This is a genomic window from Streptomyces sp. GbtcB7, from assembly GCF_019091445.1.
Taxonomy (GTDB): Bacteria; Actinomycetota; Actinomycetes; order Streptomycetales; family Streptomycetaceae; genus Streptomyces; species Streptomyces mirabilis.
On sequence record NZ_JAGXJM010000030.1, the window covers coordinates 79,986 to 103,356 of the forward strand.

The window sequence follows — 23,371 nt, forward strand, 5'->3', positions numbered from 1 at the left end:
CTCCCCGCCCGGAAGCACGTAGCCCTTGCCCCCTTCCTCCTCCAGCAGCAACACCGACGGATACGACCTCGTCCTGCGCCTCCTGATCGGCGTGCTCGCCGTCGTCGTCCCCCTGTCCCACCTGGCCTGGCTGTCCGGCAACATCACCGCCTACCTCACCGGAGCCAGCTGGGCCCCCTACCAGCCGACCAACGCCCTGCTCCACCCCGAGCAGGTCTGGCCCGCCACAGGAGAAACGTCCCTTCTGATCGGTGCCCGCATCGTCCCCGTTCTCTTGCTCCTCGCCCTCGGGGTGGGGGCGGGCGTCCTGTGCGCCCAGCACAAGAACCGAAGAGGCGGCCGGAAGAAGATCACCGACATGGCCAAGGCCCGGGACATCGAGCCGCTGATGGCCAAGGCGATCACCGACAAAGCCCGCTCCCTGCGCCCCAGCCTGAAGGACAGCAAGCACATCGACGCGAAGGACACCGGCATCCTTCTCGGCAACCTGCAGGGCAGCCGCCACGAGGTACGGATGGGGTTCGAGGACGTCACCGTCGCGATCATGGCGCCCCGGTCCGGCAAGACCACCTCGCTCGCCATCCCGTCCATGCTCGGCGCACCCGGCCCGGTCCTGCTGACGTCGAACAAGGCCGCCGGCGACGCCTTCACCACCGCCTACGAGGCAAGGGCCCGGGCGGGGGCGGTGTGGACCATGGATCCACAGCAGATCGCGCATGCCGCCCGCGAGATGTGGTGGAACCCTCTCGCCAGCGCGACCACCTTGGACGGGGCGAACCGGCTGGCCGGACACTTCCTCGCAGCCTCGGTAGACGCCTCCCAGCAGGGCGACTTCTGGTCGAAGGCCGGCAGCAACATCTTGTCCCAGCTGCTCCTGGCCGCGGCGCTCGACGAGCGACCCATCACCGACATCATGCAGTGGCTCGCCTTCCCCGCCGACCGCACGCCGCTGGACATCCTGCGCGACCACGACTTCGCCGCCGTCGCCACTCAGCTCAAGGGCACCGTCGAGGGCCCCCCGGAAACGAGGGACGGCATCTACGAGACAGCCCGGCAGTACGCCTCCGCACTCCTAAACGCGGAAATCGCCGCGTGGGTGACCCCGCAGAAGGACGTCCCGGAATTCCGGCCGGAGCAGTTCGTCACGTCCACCGACACGCTGTTCCTGCTCAGCAAGGACGGCGGCGGCGGAGCCTCGGCGCTGATCGCCGCGTGCGCAGACTCGGTGATGCGGGCCGCGACCGCCCAGGCCGAACGTGCCGGCGGGCGCCTGGATCCGCCCATGCTGGCGATCCTCGACGAGGCCGCCAACGTGTGCAAAATCAGCGACTTGCCAGACCTGTACTCCCACCTCGGCAGCCGCGGGATCATCCCGATCACGATCCTGCAGTCCTACCGCCAGGGCCAGAAGGTCTGGGGAGACGCGGGCATGGACGCCATGTGGTCCGCCTCGACCGTCAAGGTGATCGGCAGCGGCATCGACGACCCCGACTTCGCCGACAAGCTCAGCCGCCTGATCGGCGACCACGACGTGGAGACCACGTCCACCTCGCACTCAGAGTCCGGCAAGAGCACATCGGTGTCGATGCGGCAGGAGCGGATCCTGCCCCCCGACGCGATCCGCGCCCTGCCCAAGGGCACTGCGCTTTGCTTCGCCACCGGCATGCGCGCCGCCATGCTCGACCTCCGGCCGTGGTACCGGGAGCCCGGCGCGGAGGAGCTATCCGCGGCGTCCGCCCGCGCGTCGCAGGCGATCACCGCCCGCGCCGTCGCGAAGCACGCGCCGACACAGTCCGACTTCGGGCTGGCCACGTGATACTCGACCTCTTCGCGGGGCCGGGCGGCTGGAGCAGGGCGCTGCACGTCCTCGGCGTGCGCGACGTCGGGCTGGAATGGGACGAGTGGGCGTGCAAGACCCGGGCCGCGGCTGGGCAGTTGACCATCCGCACCGACGTGGCAATGTATCCGACCTGGCCCTTCATCGGCCGCACCCGCGGAATGATCGCTTCCCCTCCGTGCCAGGCGTGGAGCATGGCCGGCAAACGCCTCGGCCTGCTCGACCAGCCGCTGGTGCACGCGGCGGTCGAGGACCTGGCCGCCGGACGCGACACCCGCGAACGCCTCCTCGCCGCGTGCCGCGACGAGCGCTCCCTGCTCGCTGCCGAGCCGATGCGCTATCTGTACGCCCTGAACACGGTCGGCGAGCCCGACTGGGTCGCCATGGAGGAAGTGCCGCACGTCCTGCCCTTGTGGAAGCAGTACGCGGCCGTCCTGCGCGAGTGGGGGTTCTCCGTCTGGTACGGGATCCTCAACGCGGCCGACTTCGGCGTCCCGCAGACCAGGAAGCGGGCGATACTCCTGGCCTCCCGCGTCCGTATTGCGCAGCCGCCTACCCCCACGCACTCACAACTCGCCGAGCCGGACTCGCTGTTCGGTCCGGGCCGCGCCCGCTGGGTCAGCATGGCCGAGGCCCTGGGATGGGGCGCGACCGACCGGCCCGTCCCCACCGTCTGCGCGGGCGGTGGCCCCGGCGGCGGACCCGAACCGTTCCCGTCGGGCTCCCGCAAGACGCTGTCCGACGCCCGGGATCGCGGCACCTGGATGCCCCGGCCGGACGGAGTGGTCCTGCAGTCCCGCCGCGAAGGCGCCGGATGGGCGGCTCGGCACGGCACACGCGAGAACCGAGCCGCCGACGCTCCGGCGCCGACGTTCACCGCCGAGGCGCACCGCTGGTCCTGGTCCCTGCGCAGCAACAACCAGGCCAACGCCACTGTCCGTCCACTGTCCGAGCCGACTGGCACGCTGTTCTTCGGGCACCGCGCGAATGAGTGCACTTGGATCGCCGAGCCCGCCTCACCGCCGGCCATGGATGTCGACGCGCCAGCGGTTCCCGAGCCGATCCGGATCACCGCCCGCGAGGCGGGCATCCTGCAGACCTTCCCCGCCGACTATCCCTGGGCCGGCAACAAGGGCCAGCAGTTCTCCCAGATAGGCAACGCCGTGCCCCCGCTGCTCGCCGGCCACCTCCTCGCCCCACACCTCGGCGGCACCCTCGACTCCGACGACTTCACCCTCGCCGCCTGATGCCCCACGCCCCCGAACCCGACGAAGACGACCTCGACGCCATCGCCCCGCCCCAGCCGGTGTTCCACGTCGAGCAGGCCCTGCTCGGGGCCCTCCTCCTCGACCCGTACCGCCTGGACGACGTGAGCGGCATCGCCGCCGACTCGTTCTCCACCGCCGCGCACGCTGCCCTGTACGCCGCGATCACCACCCTGCCACTGCCCGACCCTGCCGAGCACGCAAAGAACACCAAGTGGCTCGACCGCGTGCTCGCCACGGGACTCGAGCAGGCTCGCGGGCTGACCGCCTCGTACCTGCACACCCTCGTCCAGGTCTGCCCCTGGCCCCGCCACGCGCCTGCCTACGCGCGGATGGTCGAGGCCGAACATGCCCGCCGCCGTCTGCAGACGGCCGCCGAACGCCTCGTCCAGACCGTCCACGATGTCTCCCTCCCGCACCCCGTCCAGGCGGTGCTCGCCGAGGCCGACGCGCTCGCCGCGGTCGTGGACGACATCGCAGCCCGCTTCCCGCCGCGCGCAGGCGTGCTGCCCCGCACCGCGGCACCATCGCCGCCCGTCGCGCCCGACTACACGGAGGCGGTCGAGGAGGAGCAGATGCTGCTCGCGACCGCCACCGCCAACCCCGCCGACATCGAGTCCGTCCGGTGGCTACTACCCGACGACCTCACCCTGCCCTTGCACGTCGGCCTGTGGCAGTGCCTGACCGCCCTGGCGCGCCGCCGCGAGCCCGTCGACCCCGTCACCGTCCTGTGGGAGGCCCAACAGCGCGGCCTGCTCGACGACGGGAGCGAACCGGGCGAGGTGCTCCACCTGCTGGCCGAACCGGCCGGTTCCGTGGAGCACTGGAGCGAGCGCGCACTGCAGCGCTCCCTCCTGGCCACCGCCGGTCGCACCGGCCGGCGCATCGAGGCGTACGCCGGCGACACGGCGAACACCCCGTTCCAGCTCGTCGTCGGTGCCCGCCGCTCCCTCGCCGACATCGGCGCCGTCCGCACCCGCTGGCAGCACGCCACCGGAACGGTCCCGACGCCGCAACCGCGACCGGCGCCCACCACCCGTGCCGGCCCGCCAACAACGACGGCCGCGTACACCGGCCGCGCCGCGCGAGCAACCCGATAGCACCCCGCACACGCCGGTGGCCGGACCCGAAGGCCCGGCCACCGGCAGAAGAGACGACACCCCAACGTGACTCCCACCATCGACGCCCACGTTCGCCTCGACACCCACCCCGCCCATCCAAGCGCCGTGACTGCTGTCCTGACCGGCACCCAGGCCCACGTTGCCCACCTGAGTCTGGAGGCAGCCGACTGGACCGTCGTCGCCGACAACGTCCTGGTCCTGGTCCGCATCGACCATGAAGAGCCCTTCTGGGCCAAGGGCGCAGCCAAACACCTGTCCGCCGACGACATCACCGTGGAGATCACCCCTCGGCTCCAGGAGGCCATGGACGAGGAATGGACCTGGGCGAACTATCCGATGTCGTGGTGCACCCGCAGCGAAATCCGCGACGTCTCCAATCAGGCGCAGAAGGTCCACGACGACATCCGCCACGGCCAGCTCCTCATCCACGCCCACGCCCACGCCCACGACGGCCACTACCACCGTCGCGGTCGGCACCTACCTCCACCGCAACGGCAAGTCCGTCTACCTCCACGGCGAGGACCACCTGCGCCAGGTCACCGACACCTTCGACTCACCCGCGCCGCCAGGCGGTTGCCCGGGCGGCGGCCGACGTCCAGGGGACCCGCTGGGGCCCTGCTCGCCTTCGAGAAGGTCCACGGCGCCGAGATGCGCCCCGGCCCGGCACCCCTGACCGACAACGAACGCGCCGCTGCCGAGGCCCGCGCCCCGCTCTCGCTCACCGCAGCCAAGGCCGAACCGGCCCGTGCGGAGCCGGAGACCGTCCCGGCCTACCTGGCCGATGCCGGCGACCACGACGCGCTCCTCGACTCCCACAGCGAATGGGAGAAGTGGCGGACTTGGTCGGACGAGACGACCCACGCCATCCACGAGTCCCAGACCCTGCGCATCGAGCGCGTCCACGAAACGCCCGCTCACGAAACAGCGTGGACCGTGGCCGCCTACGAGACACCCGTTTCCGACCGCATGTGGGTCCTCACCGCGACCGGCGCCATCCCCGACCCGATGTTGGAGGAGCTGCTGAACCACCTCGCCGACGGCGACGGCGACGGCGACGGCTGGGACGCGGCCATCAGCGCCCCGGTGGACGAGAAGATGGTCACCGTGGCCACGCAGCCCCTCTCCGACGCCGGGTGGAAGCACACCGTGGACGGGCGATGGATCCGCTGGACGTCCCCCACCGGGGACGCGGGCGTCCAGTTCGACGCCTTCACCGCCCAGCACCCGAGCCAGAACCTGGCCACCTGGACCGTCTGGGCCGGTCCCGGCCCTGACCGGCCCACCTGGGCCGTCACCGCGTCCCCGCACACCCCGAGTTCGCTGCTGGCCGATCTCTCCGAGGCCCTCGCCCACAAAACCGGCACTCGCCACCCACAGACCGGAACCCCCGAACGCAGAACGAGCCTCGTCACCAGCCCGCCGGTCACCCCCGCGGTCGCGGCCACCCCCGCTGCCAGCCGTACGCGCTGATCGTCAGCACGCAAGAGCGGGGCAACATAGCGCGGGATCGCCGGTTAGCCCAACCGGCGATCCCGCACATCATTGGTAGTCCACCGCCACGCCCTACTCGCACGTCGAAAGGGGCCACCCCACGGCCACAGAGCAGCCATAGGCCGGCAGACGATCACGCCGCCGCGTAGCTGGCGCGGAACAGATCCTGCGCCCGCTCCACGTCTCGCGGCGTACGCAGCTGCACCTCCAGATCACCCGTCCCGTGGTGACCGAGACCGGACACGTCACGGGTGAAACCCGGAACGAGGTCGACGTCCTGCGGATCGACCTTCAGGTAGACCAGCAGCTTGCTGCGCTGCGGCGGGCAGAGACAGGCGAAGTTCCGCAGCCGCTGATAGGCCCGGTAGGTCTTGCGCTCGACGCGGTTCACACCGTCCCCGAGCCCGAGTAGTACCTCATCGACAGCGTTCGCCAGCTCCACCATCGACGCGCCCTGGACGTCGGCCGCCGCCCGGGCAACCGCCTGGCGGCGCGGCCGACGTGCTACCTGCATGCCGCCGCTCACGGACGCCACGGTCTCAAGGCCGAGCAGGTCGCTGCCGAAGAGTCGGTAGCGGACCAGGTCGATCGACCGCCTGTGCTCGCGAACGGCATGCACGTCGTAGCGCGTGAAGTCGCCGGTGATACAGATCAGGCGCGGTCCGCTCCACAGGACCTGGGACGCGGCCGTCACCCCGAGCCAGTCGCGGACCAGCTGCTCGAACTCGGCGCGATGGTCCATCAGCCATCCCAGGTAGAACAGGCCCTGGTTGATGACGCCTTCTCTGAACTTGTGCGATGCGGCTCCGCGTGAGCAGCTGCTCTCCGCCGTATCACCCTTCCGTGGAAGGGTGATACGAGGCTTCAGCACCCGGCGAAGTCGGGGGCCCATGTGAGTAGGATCCCGCTGGCCTCCGCGAGTGAGGTCCATCTGGAGGCGGTCGGCTGTTTCTCCAGCACCAGGACGGGACGCACTCGACCACATGTCCTCGCCAGTTGAAGTTGATGGGCATAGTCGAGGACTTGCCCGATCCCCAGTCGAATCTGCTGGTCTTCACTTGCGCCAGTCAAACTCTTGACCTCGGCGATGAAGACATCGTTGCCGCGTGACCAGCCCGCATCGAAGCGGGGAGCATTGCGAGCGTGTCCGCGGAGTTCGATGTGCTGGCGTCCCAGGTGTTCGATGAGTTCCGCGATAGTCGACTCGTGCGCTTCCGTGCCCTTGTCGAGGTGGGCAAGGTCGAGCGCCAGTGCACCAGGCTCGTGGCGGCCGACTCTGTGTTGCTGAAGCGGGCCGCCCAAGATCCCGTCTCCAGTCTGAGGAAGGACAAGGACGTGATCGTCGATGCCCTGCGCCCGTTGCAGCTCTCGGCAGCGCGCGGGATGTCCGCCGATCAGGTCAGCGAAGCCATCCCCGTCCACGACGCATACGTGGTATCCCCGGTCGCGTTCCCATGCCGCGCGCACGAGCTTCTTGCTGTACTCGCGGTGCGGGTCGGTCACGGCCTGGCTGGCGAGATCGCCGTGTACGAAGACTGTGATCTTGCGGGAGAAGTCCGTCTTCCAGCTTGCACCGAGCTGTTGGGCTATCTCCTCGCAGTCCTTTCGGACTGTCCATTCCCCATCGATGAGCACTTTGCCCGTGAAACAGAGTGTCTGAGCATTGAGCGAGTGAACCCAGCCATCGCAGAGTTTGCCGTCCATGAGACCCCCCTCTATGTCCTCGCTCGTATCTTGCCGCATGGCGGCACCAAGCTGTCCGGGCCTCGGACGGCCGTCATGAGGATGGCGTCCTGCTGACGGGAATGCCGAGGTCAACGACGACGCGGGATGGGCGCCTTTCGAGTTGGGTGAGCTTTTCCTCTGCTCCGGCAAGGCTGACCCGCAGCCCTTCCATCTCACCGAGCCATCCTTCGCGTTCGGCCTCGGCGATGCGGGCGAGGAGGTTGTCGCGGATCTCGACGAGACGGTCACGCTGGGCAGCGTCGGGCCAGAGCATCGGACAGCGAACGCAGGCGTGTTCGTGGATGCAGGGGGTGCCGAACGCGCGGCCGCATGCCCCGATGGAGACTTTGCGCCGTTTGAGGCCGCTGGGAGCTCGGCGGGGCGCCTGGAGACCGATCGAGAGGCGCCGCAGGTACGGAGTGAAAGACCCACGGTGAGCGACAGATCCACACCAACAAGTGGGTGAATCTGTGTCCGGTCGACGTCCAGCAGCCCGACGCACCCACGTCGTTCGCCTCCGACACCTGGACGTCGCCGACGGGGTCAATGACCCGCCAAGAGGTCTTGACGATGTGGCGGCACCGCTTCATCCTTGGCGGCACTCAGCGCTGGTCCACCTCGGCGAGGCCGACGCGAGCCTGAGCGCCTTCGCTGGATCGCACACGGCCCGTCTCACGAGATAGGCCGAGGTCTGGAGAGGGACGGATGGCGCTGCCAGGTCCTCGCTGGAGCGGGCCGGTTGCGGAGCTGGCACGGTACCGACTTGACCACCTCGTTCGTGGATAGCACCGAGGCTTCGCGCACGGGACTGTCCGCGGTCAACGACCTCGGGTGGCTCCGCGCCGCTTTTGTGCGGGCCGGGGCGAGGGCGGGGAGAAGGTGTCTTCCTCCTCATCCAGCGGCGGCAGGTCGACGGTGTAGCGCGGCTGGAGAAAAAGATCGCTGTGCTGCGGCGCAGGTCGCGAGCCTGCCGTGTCCTGTGCGGGCAGGGCAGGGCAGGGCAGGGCAGGGCAGGATCGAGATGAGGGGAGGCAGAGGTCATGCACAACCATCCAAGGTTGAGGGGCATTCGAGTCCACGACGGAGTTTCGACCAGTGATGATCAGTATTCGTCTACTCCGCGTGTGCCTGCCCATTAGATCCTATTGGCGGCGGCGCGCGGTGAGCGCGCAGTGCGATGAGCGATGCCGTGGAATCGGGTTGTCCGCGCCGATCCGGACGCACCCAGTCGCCGGAGTGAGCGCCGGCGCATGGGCCGCTGGGCTGCGCGGGTCTGCCATCTTCCCGGTTGTGTCGACCACCGCATGATGCGGGCCACGGTCAAGGCAATGCCTCCGGCGGGGGATCGGCCGGCACCGGGATGGAGGGGGCGCCGTTTCCGCCCGCGGGTCTGCGACCGCGCCGACACCTGAAGCCGCGACAACACCCACAACCGACAACACCTCCACTGGTCATGCAAGATGCCTACACGCAAACTAAAACCCAGCAGGCCAAACCGAGGAAACAAACTTGATCTGCAGCCGATAGAGCTATCCAGCCCCCGACAGGCACACTCAAGCCATAAGGTGACCGATTCGCTATCGGCACCCACCCCAGAAAGAGATAAGCACGAAATGCACCCTTTGCTGAGATCGGTGAAAGTACGCGAAACCGTGCAGTCCTAGCCCCAGACCAGCAGGTCAGACAGCCTGCTCCCCGCACCCGCGGGGATGTTCCCGTGCCGGGCCTGACGCTGACGAACGTCATCACCTGCTCCCCGCACCCGCGGGGATGTTCCACCCACCACGCTCGCCGGAGTGTTCGACCTTCCCGGCTCCCCGCAGCTGCGGGGATGTTCCCCCAGGCACCGGGCCGATCGTGTCCATTCCGGCCTGCTCCCCGCACCCGCGGGGATGGTCCCGGCGCTCTCGTCGCTGCGGAGGACGTGGCCGTCTGGCTCCCCGCACCCGCGGGGATGTTCCCTCCCCCGCGACCAGGTCGCGCGCCACGAGTTCGCTGCTCCCCGCACCTGCGGGGATGTTCCCTGCGGTGGTCACTTCCCCCCAGCGCACTTCCCCTGCTCCCCGCAGGCGCGGGGATGTTCCCCGCACGGTCCGCTTCATCCCGTCCAAGCTCAGCTGCTCCCCGCAGGCGCGGGGATGTTCCCTGGAACTTGTCCGTTGACCTTGTCGGGCACGGCTGCTCCCCGCAGGCGCGGGGATGTTCCCGCCGCGATCATCGGGGCGGGTGGGACCGTCGCCTGCTCCCCGCACCCGCGGGGATGTTCCCCTGCCGGACTGGCTTCCGCCGGGACCGGTGGACTGCTCCCCGCACCCGCGGGGATGTTCCCGTTGGCGGTGTAGATGCTGCCGATCCCGACCACTGCTCCCCGCACCCGCGGGGATGTTCCCCCGAGGAGTCTCGCCACGCTGCACGAGGTGCGCTGCTCTCCGCACCCGCGGGGATGTTCCCATGCGGACCTCGGCGCCGAACTCGCTTTCGCGCTGCTTCCCGCACCCGCGGGGGATGTTCCCCAGCCCTCCGGGGTCAGTGCCAGCATGCCCGACTGCTCCCCGCACCCACGGGGATGTTCCCTGATGCAGCATCAGGCGCGCGTTCGGACCGGTCTGCTCCCCGCACCCGCGGGGATGTTCCCTTGCCCTGGCCCGCGCTGGAAGCTGCTTTGTCCTGCTCCCCGCACCCGCGGGGATGTTCCCTGCTTGGCGATATCGATCGCCTGGTCGATGATCTGCTCCTCGCACCCGCGGGGATGTTCCCCTCGGAGCCGCCACCACCGGAGCCGTCGGTGGCTGCTCCCCGCACCCGCGGGGATGTTCCCAGAGCAAAGACCGCTACCCAAAACCCGACCGCCTGCTCCCCACACCCGCGGGGATGTTCCCCCGCCGGTGGTGACCGTGCTCGCGCGCAGGTACTGCTCCCCGCACCCGCGGGGATGTTCCCGGCTCGTTGTGGTCATCACGGAAGGCCACGGCCTGCTCCCCGCGCCCGCGGGGATGTTCCCTGGTGGCCGTTCGGCTCCCTCCACCAGCTCGACTGCTCCCCGCACGCGCGGGGATGTTCCCTGGGCGCCCTCCGCCAAAGCTGCTGTCGATGGCTGCTCCCCGCACCCGCAGGGATGTTCCCATCCGCGCCTCGATGCAGCGGCGCCTCCGGCACTGCTCCCCGCACCCGCGGGGATGTTCCCACGAATCGCGCGGGGTCTAGGTTCTGATCCTCGCCGCTCCCCGCACCCGCGGGGATGTTCCACCCACCACGCTCGCCGGAGTGTTCGACCTGCCCGGCTCCCCGCAGCTGCGGGGATGTTCCCCCGGGCACCGGGCCGATCGTGTCCATTCCGGCCTGCTCCCCGCACCCGCGGGGACGTTCCTCCGGACTGGGTGTCGGTGGAGGACCGGATGCCCTGTCTACCCGCACCCGCGGGGATGTTCGCGACTTCTTCGACGTCCTTGGGGGGATCCTCACTTGCTCCCCGTACACGCGGGGATGTTCCCCGAGCGACCGGTCCCGGGGGCATGGCCAACGCCTGCTCCCCGCACCCGCGGGGATGTTCCCAGCGCGTTCGCGTCCAGGTGGCCGAGCGCGTTCTGCTCCCCGCACCCGCGGGGATGTTCCCGACACCCACCTGATCGGCCTCGGTCACGCGTGCTGCTCCCCGCACCCGCGGGGATGCATCGCCGCAGGTGTACCAGGTACACGCTAACAATTCATCCGAATGCTGCTTGGTGGCGCAGCAAGGAGCCGTGGAGCAGTCGGCGCCCAAGAAGTCGGATTCCGCTCGTCAGAACACGGAGCCGCACTAGTCTCGTTGTCTGACTGAACGGCATGCAGGTGGGGGAAGCAGGAACGTGACGGGCATAGTTGGGGTACACGGCATTCGGCATACCAGGACGTCGAAAGCGCAGCTGACGGACGACTGGTCCCGAGCTCTCAATGGCGGTCTTGGCGAGCTGGACATGCCGGACCTACCTGCTGGCGCGTTGGAACTGCCGCACTGGACGGGGCTCCTGGCACGAGGAGCGAACCATCTGGGCCCAGAGGAGGATCTCTTCGACGCCTCGGTGCCTTTGAACGAGGAGGAAGCCGACTTCGTAGCCACGGCGCTGGAGGAAGTCGTCCGTCAGGAAGACCTGGCCCGTGTCCAGGAGCTGGGGTTGCAGACGCTTGGTTTGCCGCAGCTTTGGCCTGCGCGCTTGACGCGGCTGGTGATGGCGTACGACCGCCGCTTCCCCCGAGGCGGGGGCAAGCTCTTCGTGAGCACGATGCGTGAGGTGCGGTTCTACCTGTACGAGCCCGACCTCGCCGCGCAGGTTCGGGCCTTGGTTGCCGAGGCTTTCGGTGCGGATACCTCCGTCGTCATCGGGCATTCACTGGGCAGCGTGATCGCTTACGACCTGCTGCGCCGGGGCGAGATCGCGCCGGACCGGACAGCTGCCGTGCACACGCTCGTGACGTGCGGGTCCCCTTTGACCATCCCCTCGGTGCGGCGTGGGCTGAACATCGCCGACGGAGAGCCTTTGAAGCTGCCCGGCGGCATCGCATGGGTCAACGTCTTCGACCCCGGAGACTTCATCTCCGGAGGCACGGGGCTCAGCACTCTCTCGCCGGAGGTCACCGATGCGGAAGTCAACAACGGCATCGGTGACCCGCACAGCGCACTCCGCTACCTGCGGACCACTCCGGTCGCGCGCGTGATTGCGGACGACTGGCGGTGAATCAGGGCACGGCTCCGAAGACGAAGCAACGACGGTTGGTCGAGATTGCTGTCTCGGAGTACGACACCGACGACGCTGCCAGAGACGCCGTCTTCAGAAAGGGCATCGCCGCACAGGTCGCTGCCGTGAGGGGGTGGTGGGCCGATGAGGGTCTCGGCACGGAGCGCAGCTTCACCATTGCTGCACCCGAGAAACTCCACAGCGTTTACGATCTCCGCGCATTCCTGGATGAGCAGAGGCCGGAGGACGCTGCCCACGATCACGCCCTTGTCGTCTACATCACTGGCCACGGAGTCGGTCGGCCGTCAGATGATCATTTCCTGCTGCTGCCGAAGTCCCGCGAGCACCGTCTTCCGGCGACGGCGTTTCAGACCGCCGACCTGATCACGAGGGTGCTGGATTCCGATGCCGACCATGTCCTGGTCATGGTTGATTCCTGCTTCTCCGGTGTCCTCCGCAGGGATCTGCTGAAGCGCGTTCAAGCGCTGAACGACACACGGCGGAAGCTGAACTCGCTCGTTGTCATCTCGTCTGCCAACGAGACGGGGACCCCACATCCGGAACAGTTCACGCGCTTTCTTGAAGCAGTTTTCGCTCACTTCAAGTCTCCAGAGTCTGGGTTCGCACGCTCTCACCTAAGCTTTGAAGAACTTTTCGCGTCGATGACGGCCTTGTACGAACCGGGGGTCGCACCCGAAGTCCAGTTCCTCTGGCCGGAACATGGCCTGCCGAGTCGCAGCGACCACGAGCAGCCCAGCCCCTGCCTCCCCAACCCCGGCTACGAGCTCCGGCCCGACCTCGACTCGTACTGGCTTTCCCGCGCTTCCGGTCGGCCTTCTCACGATGATCTTGGCTGGTACTTCACCGGCCGGACCAGCCATGCACGGCGCATGACCGACTTCCTTGAGGGGCGGAGCGGCACACTCGTCGTCACAGGGGAAGCAGGGTCGGGCAAGTCCGCACTGCTCGCTCGGGCCGTCACACTCAGCGATCCGACGTTCCGGTCCGACGAGAGGTACCGGCCGTTCATCAAGGCGATACCGCCCGATCTCCTCGTGCCGGAGGGAGTCGTCGATGCTGCGGTGCTCGCCCGGAACACGGACGTTGATGGGCTGGCCGCGGCACTGTACACAGCGATCGCGGACAAGCCGCCCACCGGTGCCAGAGGGATCAGCCCACTCGATCAGCTTCTGGACCACGTGCTGGCCACCGTCCGCCAGGAGGGCCGGCCTCTCACGATCGTCATCGACGGCATCGACGAGGCGAGGAACCCCCGATGGATTGTCACCAACCTCATCCGCCAACTGGCCGACCAGTGGACGGACGACGGACAGCCCGCCGTCCGGATGCTTCTGGGCATCCGCAGTGCGCAGGCAGCCACAGTTGGCCGACTCCGCCCCTCACAGGACCGGACATCGGATCTGCTAGACCTCCTGGTCCGTTCCACGGACGCGGACGAGCCCCTGCGGACGGACACCGGCACCGCGGATGACATCGCGGCGTACGTGAGCACGCTGCTCAGGGCCCTGTTCGACGGTTCCGACTCGTCAGAACGTCCGGACCCCTGCAGGCTGGACGAGCTCGCTGCCGCGGTGGCCGAGGAGGTGGCACCGTCGTTCCTCGACGCCCGCCTCGCCGCCGCAGCGCTTCACGCACTGGGGCGGCGGCTGCCTGACCCGGACGACCCGGAGTGGCGGCGCACCCTGCGGCAGGGGACACAGGAGCTCCTGCGGCAGGACCTCGACGCGACACAACGCGACACCGGCCTGGCAGCCGAGCACCTCGTTCAGGCCTTGCGAGCCACAGCACTCGCGCAAGGGAGCGGCCTCCCGTGGGCCGACGTGTGGCCATGCGCGGTGCAAACGCTGGCAGGAAGTGCCACCGCCGCTCCCCAGACGGTGGTCCGGCAGGTACAGGAGAGCCGGCTCAAGGGTTACCTGACGACCGGAGTGGAGGACGACAGGTACGTCTACCGGCCGATTCACGAGCGCATCAGCGAAGTGCTGCGGGGCAACTTCCGCGCCCTTCTCGGTGACACGGCGACGCCCAGCACACCTGAGGAATCGATGGCGGCCACCAGGGAGGCCCACCAGCAACTGGCTGTCGCTTTCAGCGCACTGCAGGAACCGAGGGACGAACCGCCGCACCCGTATCTGTGCCGCCACCTGATCCAGCACGCAGCAGCCGGAGGTGTGCTGAACGACAGGATCGTCACCGAAAAGTTCCTGCCCTACGAGACGAGCGGCAACGTGCGGGGTGCGCTCGGACTTCTGTCGGAGCACGCCGAGGGCATGACGCGCCTCTTGGCGTGGACGCGGATCGAGCCCTTCCTCGCCGACGCGCCACCCCTCGCGCGTGCGGAAAGCCTGCGCTTCTCCCTATGGGAGCCCGAGGCCGCTGTTCCTTTGGACACCCGCGACACCAGCAGCCCGGCCGTCGGGCATTTCGTGCCGAGGTGGAAGGACCTCAAGGTTCCGGGCAACGTCCTGGCACGGGAAGGCGCGGATGTCTGCTCCCTCGTGTCCTTCGCCTTGCGGGACGGGACACCGCTGATTGCCGCGGGCGGCACCGACGGCACCGTACGGGTATGGGATCCGTCCACCGTGACTCCGGTCGGCCCACCGGTCCCTGGGCACGGCCCCTTCGCGCGTGCGCTGGCTGTCGTGTCCGGTCCGCAGGGAGAGCCCCTGCTGGCCGTCGGCTGCGACAACGGCGCGTGGACGTGCGACCCGCTGAGCGGCCATACCGCGCAACTGCCGGTCACCAGGCCCGTTCACGACATGGTGTCCTTCAGCGGCCGGGACGGGGCGGTCCGGCTGGCGATCGGTACGTCCGAGGGCCTTGTCCTATGCGATCCGCTCACCAGGATCATTCTGACCGACGATGCAGCGGATGGAGACGCCCCGGTGAGTCCGGTTAACACACTCGCCGCCCTGGCCCTCCCCGATGACCGCACACTCCTGGCCGTTCACAGAGCAGACGCCGTCGAAATCCTCGACGGCACCTCTCTCGACCCGGTGTGCACCGTGCCGGTTCCGAGGGAGCAGGTATCCGCACTTGCCCTGCTCGATGGGCGGAACGGCAGTCCCGTGCTGGCCTTGGCCACGCACGCCTCGGGAACGGTCAGATTCTGGGACACCCTGACCGGTGCCGAACGCCGGCACTGCACGATCAGGCAGTCCGCAACCGTGCTGACGCCCTACCCTCAGCCAGGCTCCGGTTCTCTGCTCGCGGTCGGCACTGATGACGGCGCCGTACAGCTGTGGAATCCCGAAACAGGCGAAGAGACCTGCCGGTTCCCCACCGACCACACAAGCGCCGTAACAGGTATGGCGGTTGTACCCGGTCTCGACGGAGCCCCCATCCTGGTCTCCGGTTCGCTCGACCAGACTGTCCGTGTCTGGAACCCCGAGGTGTGGACCCGTCGCGCGGTGGGACCCTCCCGGTCTGCCGACGGAACGCTGCTCGCAGTGCTGCCAGGCAGCCTCGGTCCCGCCGAGCTGGTCTCGGTCGGCCCCGACCGGAACCTGGTCATGAGGTTGGCCGACACGGGAGAGGTCACGAGATCGATCGCCCTGCCCCACACAGGAATCGACGGCCCGGTGACAGCCCTCACCACGCATAAAGCGTCGGACGGCTCTGTGACGGTCGTTGTCGGACTGCCAGACGGGACAGTTGGCTGCTGGAGCGGCGACTGGTGGCTGATGGACGCCTGGACCTCGGAAGGGGACCATGCGACCGCGTTCACCACCTTCGTCGATGGTGCACAAACCGTCCTGGCCATAGGAACAAGCCGCGGGGCGGTTGCGTACTGCGACCTGGCGACCGGCGAAGTGCTGGGGTGGCTTCACGCTCACAGGAGCACCGGCCGACCCGTCCGCGCGCTGGCGCGCCTACCCCTGTCGTCGGGCGATGTTCTCGCTGTCGCCTCTGATCAAGGCGTACTGCTGTGTCGCCCGTTTCACGAACCGCACGACGAGTGGCCGGGCCACATCGGCCCCGTGGAGTGCCTGGCCGTCTGCCCGGGAGACGAAGAGGGCCAGTGGCTCCTGGCAATTGGAGGAGCCGACGGCACAGTACGCCTGTGGGAGCCGGATGCGCCGGAGAAAGAGCCGTTCACGATGCCGACCCGGCACGACGGAGCCGTATCCGCCCTCGGCATCGTGCAGCCACCCGCTTCTCGCCCCCTCATCGTGAGCACCGGACTCAGGGACACGACGGTGCGACTGTGGGACTCCTGCACAGGACAAGAGGTGCTGCGACTGGTCACCGCCACGTCCTTGACATCCATCAGCGTCTTGCCGCCCCGCAGGATCCCGGCTTACCCACATCCCTTGATCGCCTTCGGTGGCCCGGCCGGGATCGCCGCAGTGACGCTACGCCTGCCACACCCCGAGGGGCAGCCCGTGTAGCCGGGCAGACGCCGCTAGTCACACGCCGCTCAGGCCCACTACGATCGGCTTTCGGCACGGACGGGTTCATCTGCTTCGCACCGCGGAGATGGCCCCTGTGGCGACTGAAGAGGCATCACATCAGCCCCGCAGAGCGGGGATCGTGTCTGTCACCCGGCCACGCGCATACGTGAGACCGCTTCCCGGGCGTGCAGCCGCGCTCGAAGGGACCTCGCCTCCCAGGTGTCGTGAGGCGACGCGAAGCCGCGAAAGACGTCCCCGCGGGAAAGCCCGTTGCTCTGAGACACCAGGCGGCCGAACGCCGTCAGACGTGCGGGATCCGTTGGCCGGATCAGGCGCGGAAGCCTCCGTACGTCGATGCCAACGTGGTGGGCAACGACGTTCACCAACGTGGCCCGGACCGCATCCCAGGCGGGCCCGCCGGTCGCCCGGTAGGCCTTGGCGACAGTGTCGGCGTGCAGGACGTCAGCGCCGTGCCGGTTGAGCCCATAGGCAGCCACATATAGGCCTTGATGGTCCCGATCGCGGCACCGCTCACCGTCGACGTACCCCGCACAGCCGCAACCCGTCAGCCGTGGCAGCACCGCCGCTGTAATGTGCTCCGGATCCGCGTGACGGACCCGATCCCCGGCTTGCGGCAACGGAAGCCCGGCTCGCAACGCCTGCTCCCGCCACGTCGCGCGTGCCCCATCGAGTGCGGGGGAGGACTGCTGCCCCACACCGAACGCAACCATGTGCGCCGGGCTGGCGTGACCGAGGCGGCTCACCCCTGCCAGGAAAGCAGCCGCCACGCGGGCACTTTGCTCATCCTCAGCCGCAAAACCGCTCGTGAGGTCTGCCTGTTGCCGCGGGCTCAACACCCGCTCCCACAGTTCGAGCATCACGGAACCAGCGGTGGCCATCTCAGCAATGAGCGGATTCCACACGAGTCTGTCGGAGAGATCGATCGTGCCCCAACACCATTTATGCGCAATGCTGTTGAGTTCTTCTGATTCACTCACATTGCCCTCATCCGGCGTGCTACGGTCCTGCCGCATCTCATCAGACAACTGTGGAAACTGGAGTACGGATCCGGTGCCATTGTCCGAAATACAGCCCTCTCTGTCCGCGGAGTTATGTCCCCGCTGGGACCCGCGACGACAAGCATGCGTCCCGGCACTGACAACCGCCGGACAAGGCACCTCAGTCACCCTGGTCGATGCTCTGCGGTACGCGGACGAGCTGCTCGGCATCTCGGGAACGACCGCAGGCGAGACCGTCGCACTACTGGAGTACCTCCTCGCTGTCTGCTACGCCTCCCGGACCTGTCCGGCGACGGTCGACGACTGGCTCGACCAGGTATACAGCGGCAGCCCGCTGACCGACGCCGCCGACTGGCTGGACAGCCGCCCCGACGAGCACTGGAACCTCTTCCATCCTGTGGAGCCACTGGGGCAGAACGCTCTCCTCGCTCCCTACCTCGACGAACACGGAGCGGGGCCCGCCCAGCTCGTGATCGAGCACGCCGGGGACTACAACCAGTTCTTCGACCATCACCACCTCGAGCACCCGGCTCCGCTGCCCGCAGATGTCGCCTTCCGGGCGATGCTCACCCAGCACGCCTACGGACCCGGCGGCCGCGCTCGGATCTCCGGCAAGGAGACCCTTGGCCCGACGCTCACCAACTTGGCCGCCGGACGCCTCGGCACACGGATTCGCGTCATCGCGGTGGGAGAGACGCTCGGTGACACCCTGAGGCTCAACCTGATGCCGGCCGACGGAGTCCCCGGCCGCTTCAACCGCACCTGGACGGTGGCCCCCCAGCCCCGCCGGGGATTCCTGGCCAAGCCGTCGGGGCGGCGGGTGGACGGACCGGCCGACCTGCACACCGTCCTCGGACGCTCGATCCTCATGCGGCCGGCCGTCACCGAGGACGGGCAGCCTGCCGTCGACCGCATCCTGTTGGCGGCCGGTGAGCTCCTCGAACCACTGGCCGCTCACCACATGCAGGACGCCGTTTACGAGAACGCGGCGAACGGTACGGCAAAGCCGCTGCGGCCCTCGGCCTCCCGGGCCCTGTGGCGCGAGGCGCATGCCCTGTACGCCGCTGTCGCGGAACGGGACCACGGACCCGACCTCTACGACCGCCTCGCCAGGCTCCGTGGCCGTCGGCTCAACCTCTGGACCGTCGGACTGATCGCCAAGCAGACCACAGTCGTCACCTGGGTGTCGGACACGTTCCCCTTCGTGCCGGGCCGGGAGCGTGAGCTGCGGTATGTGGCCGAGCGCGGATCCCTCATCGCCGAGTACGTGGCCTCCTGTCTATCCAGAGCGGCATACGTCGCCTGGACCGTGACGTACCCCAACCCGAAACCCGCAGACAAGAGCAGCCAGATCGCCCGATTCGACGCGCAGCCGGAGCACTGGGCCCACACCACGGAGCCCTTCCACGTGCTGCTGGACGACACGGCGGCGGCCGAGGACGACGGCCAGGTCGACGCGGCGCTCGTCGGGTACGCGGCCGTGCTCGCGGAAGCCGCAGGGCGTTTCCTGCGCAACCGGCTCGACTCGCTGCCCGCCAACTCTCGCGGCTACCAGGCACAAGCGCAGGCGGTTCGCCGCCTCGAGAGCGATCTCACCGGGCCCAAAGCCCCTGACGAACTGAAGGGGGACCGAAAGTGATCGCCGACGTATCAGGCATCGCGAACCGGAACACAGCCGCTGACGGCACCGAATTGCGCGAGCTCGCGCGCAGCGAACAGCTCACGCAGTGGCTCCTCGGCCTGGTGAACAGCCGCAACTACGGCAAACTCGCCGAGCTGCGCCGGCCAAGCATCAGCCAAAACGCCCACATCGAAGCGGGCTGGTTCGACCCGGGACGCCGCGAGGTGTTCGAGCAGGTCGCCTTTCTGTTCGCCATCTACCACCGGGGAGCCGTCGAGCCGTCGAGGGGCTACGGAAGTCTCGGGGCCGCCGCCCGCCGGATCGGCACCAACCTCGGGCGCGGGCCCGACGACGCCGGCGCCAGTCGGCTGATGGACCGCATCGTCGCCAGCCGTCGACCTCCCCTGCGACACCTTCAGCACGCCATTACGCGAGTGCGCTCATGTGGCGAGCCGCCGCCCTCCTGGTCACGGCTCGCAGACGACCTCGCCCGCTGGACCGACCGTCAGGCCCGCATTCGTTACCGATGGGCTGTGGACTTCCACGCACCGCCACAGAGAACCACCGCCAGGAACAACAGGACCACCACGACAACCAGAACGAAGGACACGCTGACGTGAGCACCCACGTTGCCCTGACCGGGCACCAGTTCCTCTCCCTCCACCTGCTGGAGACGCTCGTCGCGGTCCTCCCCGTCCGGGACGAGAACGGTGCCCCCAAGTCCATCGTCTACGGCGGCGTGGAACGCCACATGATCACCAGCCAGGCGCGCCGACGCGCCGAGAGGGTGTACTCGCGGGACCGGGCAAACACCCAGAAGGGGCCGCTTGCCGGACACACCATGGGCGTCCGTACCCGAGAATGGGCGCTGGTGACCGCCCGCGCCTTGGAATCCAGGCACGGCTGGCCCAAGGAACGGGCCCTGCCGACGGCACGCGCCGTTCTGCAGGCCATCGGCCTCAAATTCGGCGACCCGGCCAAGCCCACCGTCGCCAACCTGACCAAGGTGCTGCTCTTCGCACCGGCGGACGCGGGCGACCGCATCGCTGACCACATCAACGCCGAACAGGAAATGATCGGCGCGTGGGCAGAACATTATATCCCCCTTGCCGAAGCAGCCGCGGCCGGAAAGAAGGCGAAGGGACGGCGCAAGAGCAGTCCCCAGGAGGAGCCTGAGGCGAGCATCGAAGATGCGGACACGGCAACAGAGACCGACGCCGCCAAGCTGCCGTCCTTGCGGAAGGCGACACGGGACGCGGTCCTGACCGCGCTGGCGCCTCGCGACGCAATCGACATCGCGCTCTATGGCCGCTTCCTCGCCGAGATCGCGGACTCACCGAACGTCGATGGAGCGATTCAGAGCGGCCACGCCTTTACCGTCCACGAGGCCGAGCACACGGACGACTTCTACGCCGCTGCAGACGACGCCAAACTCACCCGCAAGAGCAACGCCCTCGACTTCCTCGACGCAGCCGACGACTCCGGAGCCGGCATGACCGGATACCAGTCCCTCATCTCCGGCACCTTCTACCGGCACGCCGTCCTCGACCGACTCAAACTGCGGCAGAACCTGCGTGCAGCGGGCATGCCCGAACCGGACGCCGAGTCCGCCGCCGTCGCCGCCGAGGCAGAGTTCGTCAGCGCCTTCGTCAACGCCTTCCCGCAAGCCAAGAAGAACTCGACCGCCTCGACCGGGGCGCTGCCCGCCCTGGTCCTCGCCTTCGACGGAGGCCGCCCGTTCAACTACGCCGCCGCTTTCCAAAGGCCTATCGATGAGGTCGCCGACGGGGGCCCTGCAGGAGAGCTCGCCGTACGCCGACTCCTCGCCCACCACGACTTCGTCTGCCGGCGGCGCGACGACATCACGGCAGGCCGCGTCCTTACCTACGAACCCACCATCCATGCCATCCTCCAGGAACTGGGAGTCAAAGACGTGGAATCCGCCGAGGAGCTCACGGCGTGACCGCACACGTCCTGCTTATAAGGCTCGCCGCCCCGCTGCAGTCGTGGGGGACGGTCTCCAGGTTCTCCCGACGTGACACCCACAGCCGTCCCACGAAGTCCGGGGTGATCGGTCTGTGCGCCGCTGCCCTCGGACACGACCGGGCCGAGGAACTCGGCGAACTCGCCGCAGTCCGCTTCGGAGTCCGCGCCGACCACCCCGGGACCCCGGTGCGTGACTACCACGTCGTCGGGGCCGGGAGATACCCTGTCCGCCCACGTGACATCATCACCGACCACCGCAGGGCGGCCGCGCTAGCCGTTGGCATGGCAAACACCGAGGGCACCGCGTTCGGGCATCACGAGCTCGCCGACTGGTACGGAGCGCCGAAATACATTGTCACCGAACCGGATTCGGGCGCCCTGGTCTCGAAACAGCTCTCCCGGGGCGCGCTCGTGACCGAACGCTGGTATCTGGCCGATGCCGCGTTCGTCGTCGCCTTGCAACACCCGGACCGAGCCTTCCTCGAGACGGTCGCTGCGGCGCTTGAGAGCCCCCAGCGACTGCTGTGGCTGGGGCGCAAGTCATGCCCACCGTCCGGAACGCTGGCCGGACCCCTGAACAACGGGACCGTCGAAGACGTCTTCCAGTCCACCGCACTGTTGCCAACGCAGAGCGTCGGGGCACGGCCGTCGCCCCGGCCCTGGGCCTGGATCGAAGCGGCACCGGGCGCCCCAGCAGCAGCCCCCGTACAGGACCAGCCCGTCACGTTCGACGCGGACCGTCGCGCACACACAACCCGATGGGAGACACGGACCCGCGTCACCATCGCTGAGAACGCCACTGAATGGGACATTATCCCGTGACCACGCCCCCCGCTGCAGCCCGCTTCGTCGCCACACACAGCATCCTGACCATGGACGCGCGACACCCGTACACCGCCAAGTCCCTCGTCGACGCCCAGGACATGCACCGCACGGTCATGAGCGGCTTTCGTGGCTGGGTCGCCGACGGCGACCCTGATGCCCGCGCCCAGATGGGAGTGCTATCGACCTGGTCCGTAGACCTGAAGGCCGGCGCGCTCGTCCTGGTCGTGCAGTCCAGGGTGCCAGGGGACTGGGCGGGTATGCCCCGCGGCGCGCTCACCGACAAACCGCACGTGATCACCGTCGACCGCACCTTCCGCGCTGGCGATTCCATGACCTTCCGCACAGTCGTCAACCCCACTCACAATCGTCCATCCGGGACGCCGGGTCCGGACCGCCCCCGCGGCCGACGCACCGCGCATACTCGCCCCGACCACGTCAAGAACTGGTTCGTACGCCGTCTCCAGCCTCCCGGCGAGCCGTGCAAGGGGCCTGATGGCGTGACCCGTGTCGGCGCCACCGCCGATGAGGAGACCCTGGCCGTCCGAATGCTGCCCACCGTCACAAGTCCCGGCCCCCACACAGGACTGCGCATAGTCCGCGCCGAAATCCGAGGCGCACTCACGGTGACCGACCCCGCCGCCCTGGTTGACGCGATGACCCAGGGCATCGGCCACGGGCGGGCGTACGGCTGCGGACTGCTGCTGACCCGATGAGCACCCTGGGTCGGGGCGAGCCTACGTCTTGCCGATCTTCTCGCTGGTCACCGTCCCCTGCGGTATATACGCATGCTCCCGAACCCCTGCACGCGCGGGGATGGCCCCGGGCTCAAAACTGCGGCCGGTGAAGGCAAGATCTGTTCCCCGCACGCGCGGGGATGGTCCCGCCGTCGAGCAGGTGCAGGACGAGACCAAGCACTGCTCCCCGCACGCGTGGGGATGGTTCCAACTCCAGTGCGACCGCAGGAAGATGTACCTGCTCCCTGCATGCGCGGGGGGATGGTCCCGCTTCGCGGATGAGCTCCCGGCCGACGTTTCGCTGCTCCCCGCGCGGGGATGGTCCCGTCACACTCTGCGGTGAGCTGAGAAAGGCTCACTGCTGCCCGCGCGCGAGGATGGTCCCATGGAGGAATCCGTCCGCGCAGTGATAGCCCGCTGCTCCCCGCGCGCGGGGATGGTCCCGACATGGAAGTCCCCCACGGGGCCATGACGATCTGCCCCCGCACGCGCGGGGATGGCCCCCAGCAGTTCGCCACGGACTTGCAGACCTTGGCCTGCTCCCTGCACGCGCGGGGATGGTCCCAACCACGGCATCGACGACACCCGCCTCCCTGCACTGCTCCCCACACACGCGCGGG

At 68.6% G+C, this 23,371-nt stretch carries 13 protein-coding genes and 3 pseudogenes; 12 read left to right on the plus strand and 4 right to left on the minus strand.

Annotation, left to right across the window (positions count from 1 at the left end; translation table 11 throughout):
• The first annotated feature begins 25 nt into the window (after positions 1–25).
• From KVT44_RS38835 to KVT44_RS38850, 4 genes and pseudogenes are all read left to right on the plus strand, one after another.
• Positions 26–1,816: a type IV secretory system conjugative DNA transfer family protein gene (locus tag KVT44_RS38835; protein ID WP_217572325.1), complete on the plus strand. Its 1,791-nt coding sequence runs from the start codon at positions 26–28 to the stop codon at positions 1,814–1,816.
• The gene (locus tag KVT44_RS38840) at positions 1,813–3,084 is read left to right on the plus strand and encodes a DNA cytosine methyltransferase (RefSeq protein WP_217572327.1); all 1,272 of its coding nucleotides are present in this window, start codon (positions 1,813–1,815) and stop codon (positions 3,082–3,084) included. The genes KVT44_RS38835 and KVT44_RS38840 overlap by 4 nt, the downstream gene beginning before the upstream one ends.
• The gene (locus KVT44_RS38845; protein WP_217572328.1) at positions 3,084–4,202 is read left to right on the plus strand and encodes a DnaB-like helicase N-terminal domain-containing protein; all 1,119 of its coding nucleotides are present in this window, start codon (positions 3,084–3,086) and stop codon (positions 4,200–4,202) included. Before KVT44_RS38840 ends, KVT44_RS38845 begins: the two co-directional genes overlap by 1 nt.
• Positions 4,203–4,268: 66 nt before the next feature.
• A pseudogene (locus KVT44_RS38850) lies at positions 4,269–5,693 on the plus strand (DUF317 domain-containing protein).
• A 154-nt stretch (positions 5,694–5,847) separates the two neighbouring features.
• Here the strand turns inward: KVT44_RS38850 and KVT44_RS38855 are convergent.
• The 3 genes and pseudogenes from KVT44_RS38855 to KVT44_RS38865 form a co-directional block, all read right to left on the minus strand.
• Positions 5,848–6,495 (minus strand): annotated as a pseudogene (locus KVT44_RS38855) (DUF5655 domain-containing protein); the annotation flags it as partial.
• Positions 6,496–6,578: 83 nt separating this feature from the next.
• The gene (locus KVT44_RS38860; RefSeq protein ID WP_254650504.1) at positions 6,579–7,418 is read right to left on the minus strand and encodes a hypothetical protein; all 840 of its coding nucleotides are present in this window, start codon (positions 7,416–7,418) and stop codon (positions 6,579–6,581) included.
• Between the two features lie 73 nt (positions 7,419–7,491).
• Positions 7,492–7,713 (minus strand): hypothetical protein, encoded by a 222-nt coding sequence (locus tag KVT44_RS38865; RefSeq protein ID WP_217572330.1) that lies wholly within the window; start codon positions 7,711–7,713, stop codon positions 7,492–7,494.
• A 170-nt stretch (positions 7,714–7,883) separates the two neighbouring features.
• On the opposite strand from KVT44_RS38865, the pseudogene KVT44_RS58735 reads away from it, so the two are divergent.
• The 3 genes and pseudogenes from KVT44_RS58735 to KVT44_RS38875 form a co-directional block, all read left to right on the plus strand.
• Positions 7,884–8,030: pseudogene (locus tag KVT44_RS58735) on the plus strand (NUDIX hydrolase); the annotation flags it as partial.
• 3,254 nt (positions 8,031–11,284) lie between these two features.
• The gene (locus KVT44_RS38870) at positions 11,285–12,151 is read left to right on the plus strand and encodes a hypothetical protein (RefSeq protein ID WP_308314219.1); all 867 of its coding nucleotides are present in this window, start codon (positions 11,285–11,287) and stop codon (positions 12,149–12,151) included.
• A 35-nt stretch (positions 12,152–12,186) separates the two neighbouring features.
• Positions 12,187–16,563 carry an AAA family ATPase gene (locus tag KVT44_RS38875; RefSeq protein ID WP_217572331.1) on the plus strand — a complete coding sequence of 1,459 codons (4,377 nt, stop codon included), beginning with the start codon at positions 12,187–12,189 and terminating at the stop codon, positions 16,561–16,563.
• Positions 16,564–16,712: 149 nt separating this feature from the next.
• On the opposite strand, the gene KVT44_RS38880 is transcribed toward KVT44_RS38875, so the two are convergent.
• Complete coding sequence (locus KVT44_RS38880) at positions 16,713–17,612, minus strand: HD domain-containing protein (protein WP_254650505.1); 900 nt, start codon at positions 17,610–17,612, stop codon at positions 16,713–16,715.
• Positions 17,613–17,637: 25 nt separating this feature from the next.
• Here KVT44_RS38880 and KVT44_RS38885 point away from each other — a divergent pair, with 25 nt between their 5' ends.
• The 5 genes from KVT44_RS38885 to KVT44_RS38905 are packed head-to-tail and all read left to right on the plus strand — an operon-like array spanning position 17,638 to position 22,730.
• Positions 17,638–19,224: a type I-E CRISPR-associated protein Cse1/CasA gene (locus tag KVT44_RS38885; RefSeq protein WP_217572332.1), complete on the plus strand. Its 1,587-nt coding sequence runs from the start codon at positions 17,638–17,640 to the stop codon at positions 19,222–19,224.
• Entirely contained in the window at positions 19,221–19,826 is a 606-nt protein-coding gene (gene casB / locus KVT44_RS38890; RefSeq protein WP_217572333.1) for a type I-E CRISPR-associated protein Cse2/CasB, read from the plus strand. Before KVT44_RS38885 ends, casB begins: the two co-directional genes overlap by 4 nt.
• Complete coding sequence (locus tag KVT44_RS38895; RefSeq protein ID WP_217572335.1) at positions 19,823–21,169, plus strand: type I-E CRISPR-associated protein Cas7/Cse4/CasC; 1,347 nt, start codon at positions 19,823–19,825, stop codon at positions 21,167–21,169. Before casB ends, KVT44_RS38895 begins: the two co-directional genes overlap by 4 nt.
• Positions 21,166–22,014, plus strand: coding sequence for a type I-E CRISPR-associated protein Cas5/CasD (gene cas5e, locus KVT44_RS38900; protein ID WP_217572337.1), 849 nt, complete (start codon positions 21,166–21,168; stop codon positions 22,012–22,014). Before KVT44_RS38895 ends, cas5e begins: the two co-directional genes overlap by 4 nt.
• The gene (locus KVT44_RS38905; RefSeq protein WP_308314220.1) at positions 22,011–22,730 is read left to right on the plus strand and encodes a type I-E CRISPR-associated protein Cas6/Cse3/CasE; all 720 of its coding nucleotides are present in this window, start codon (positions 22,011–22,013) and stop codon (positions 22,728–22,730) included. The genes cas5e and KVT44_RS38905 overlap by 4 nt, the downstream gene beginning before the upstream one ends.
• Positions 22,731–23,371 lie beyond the last annotated feature (641 nt).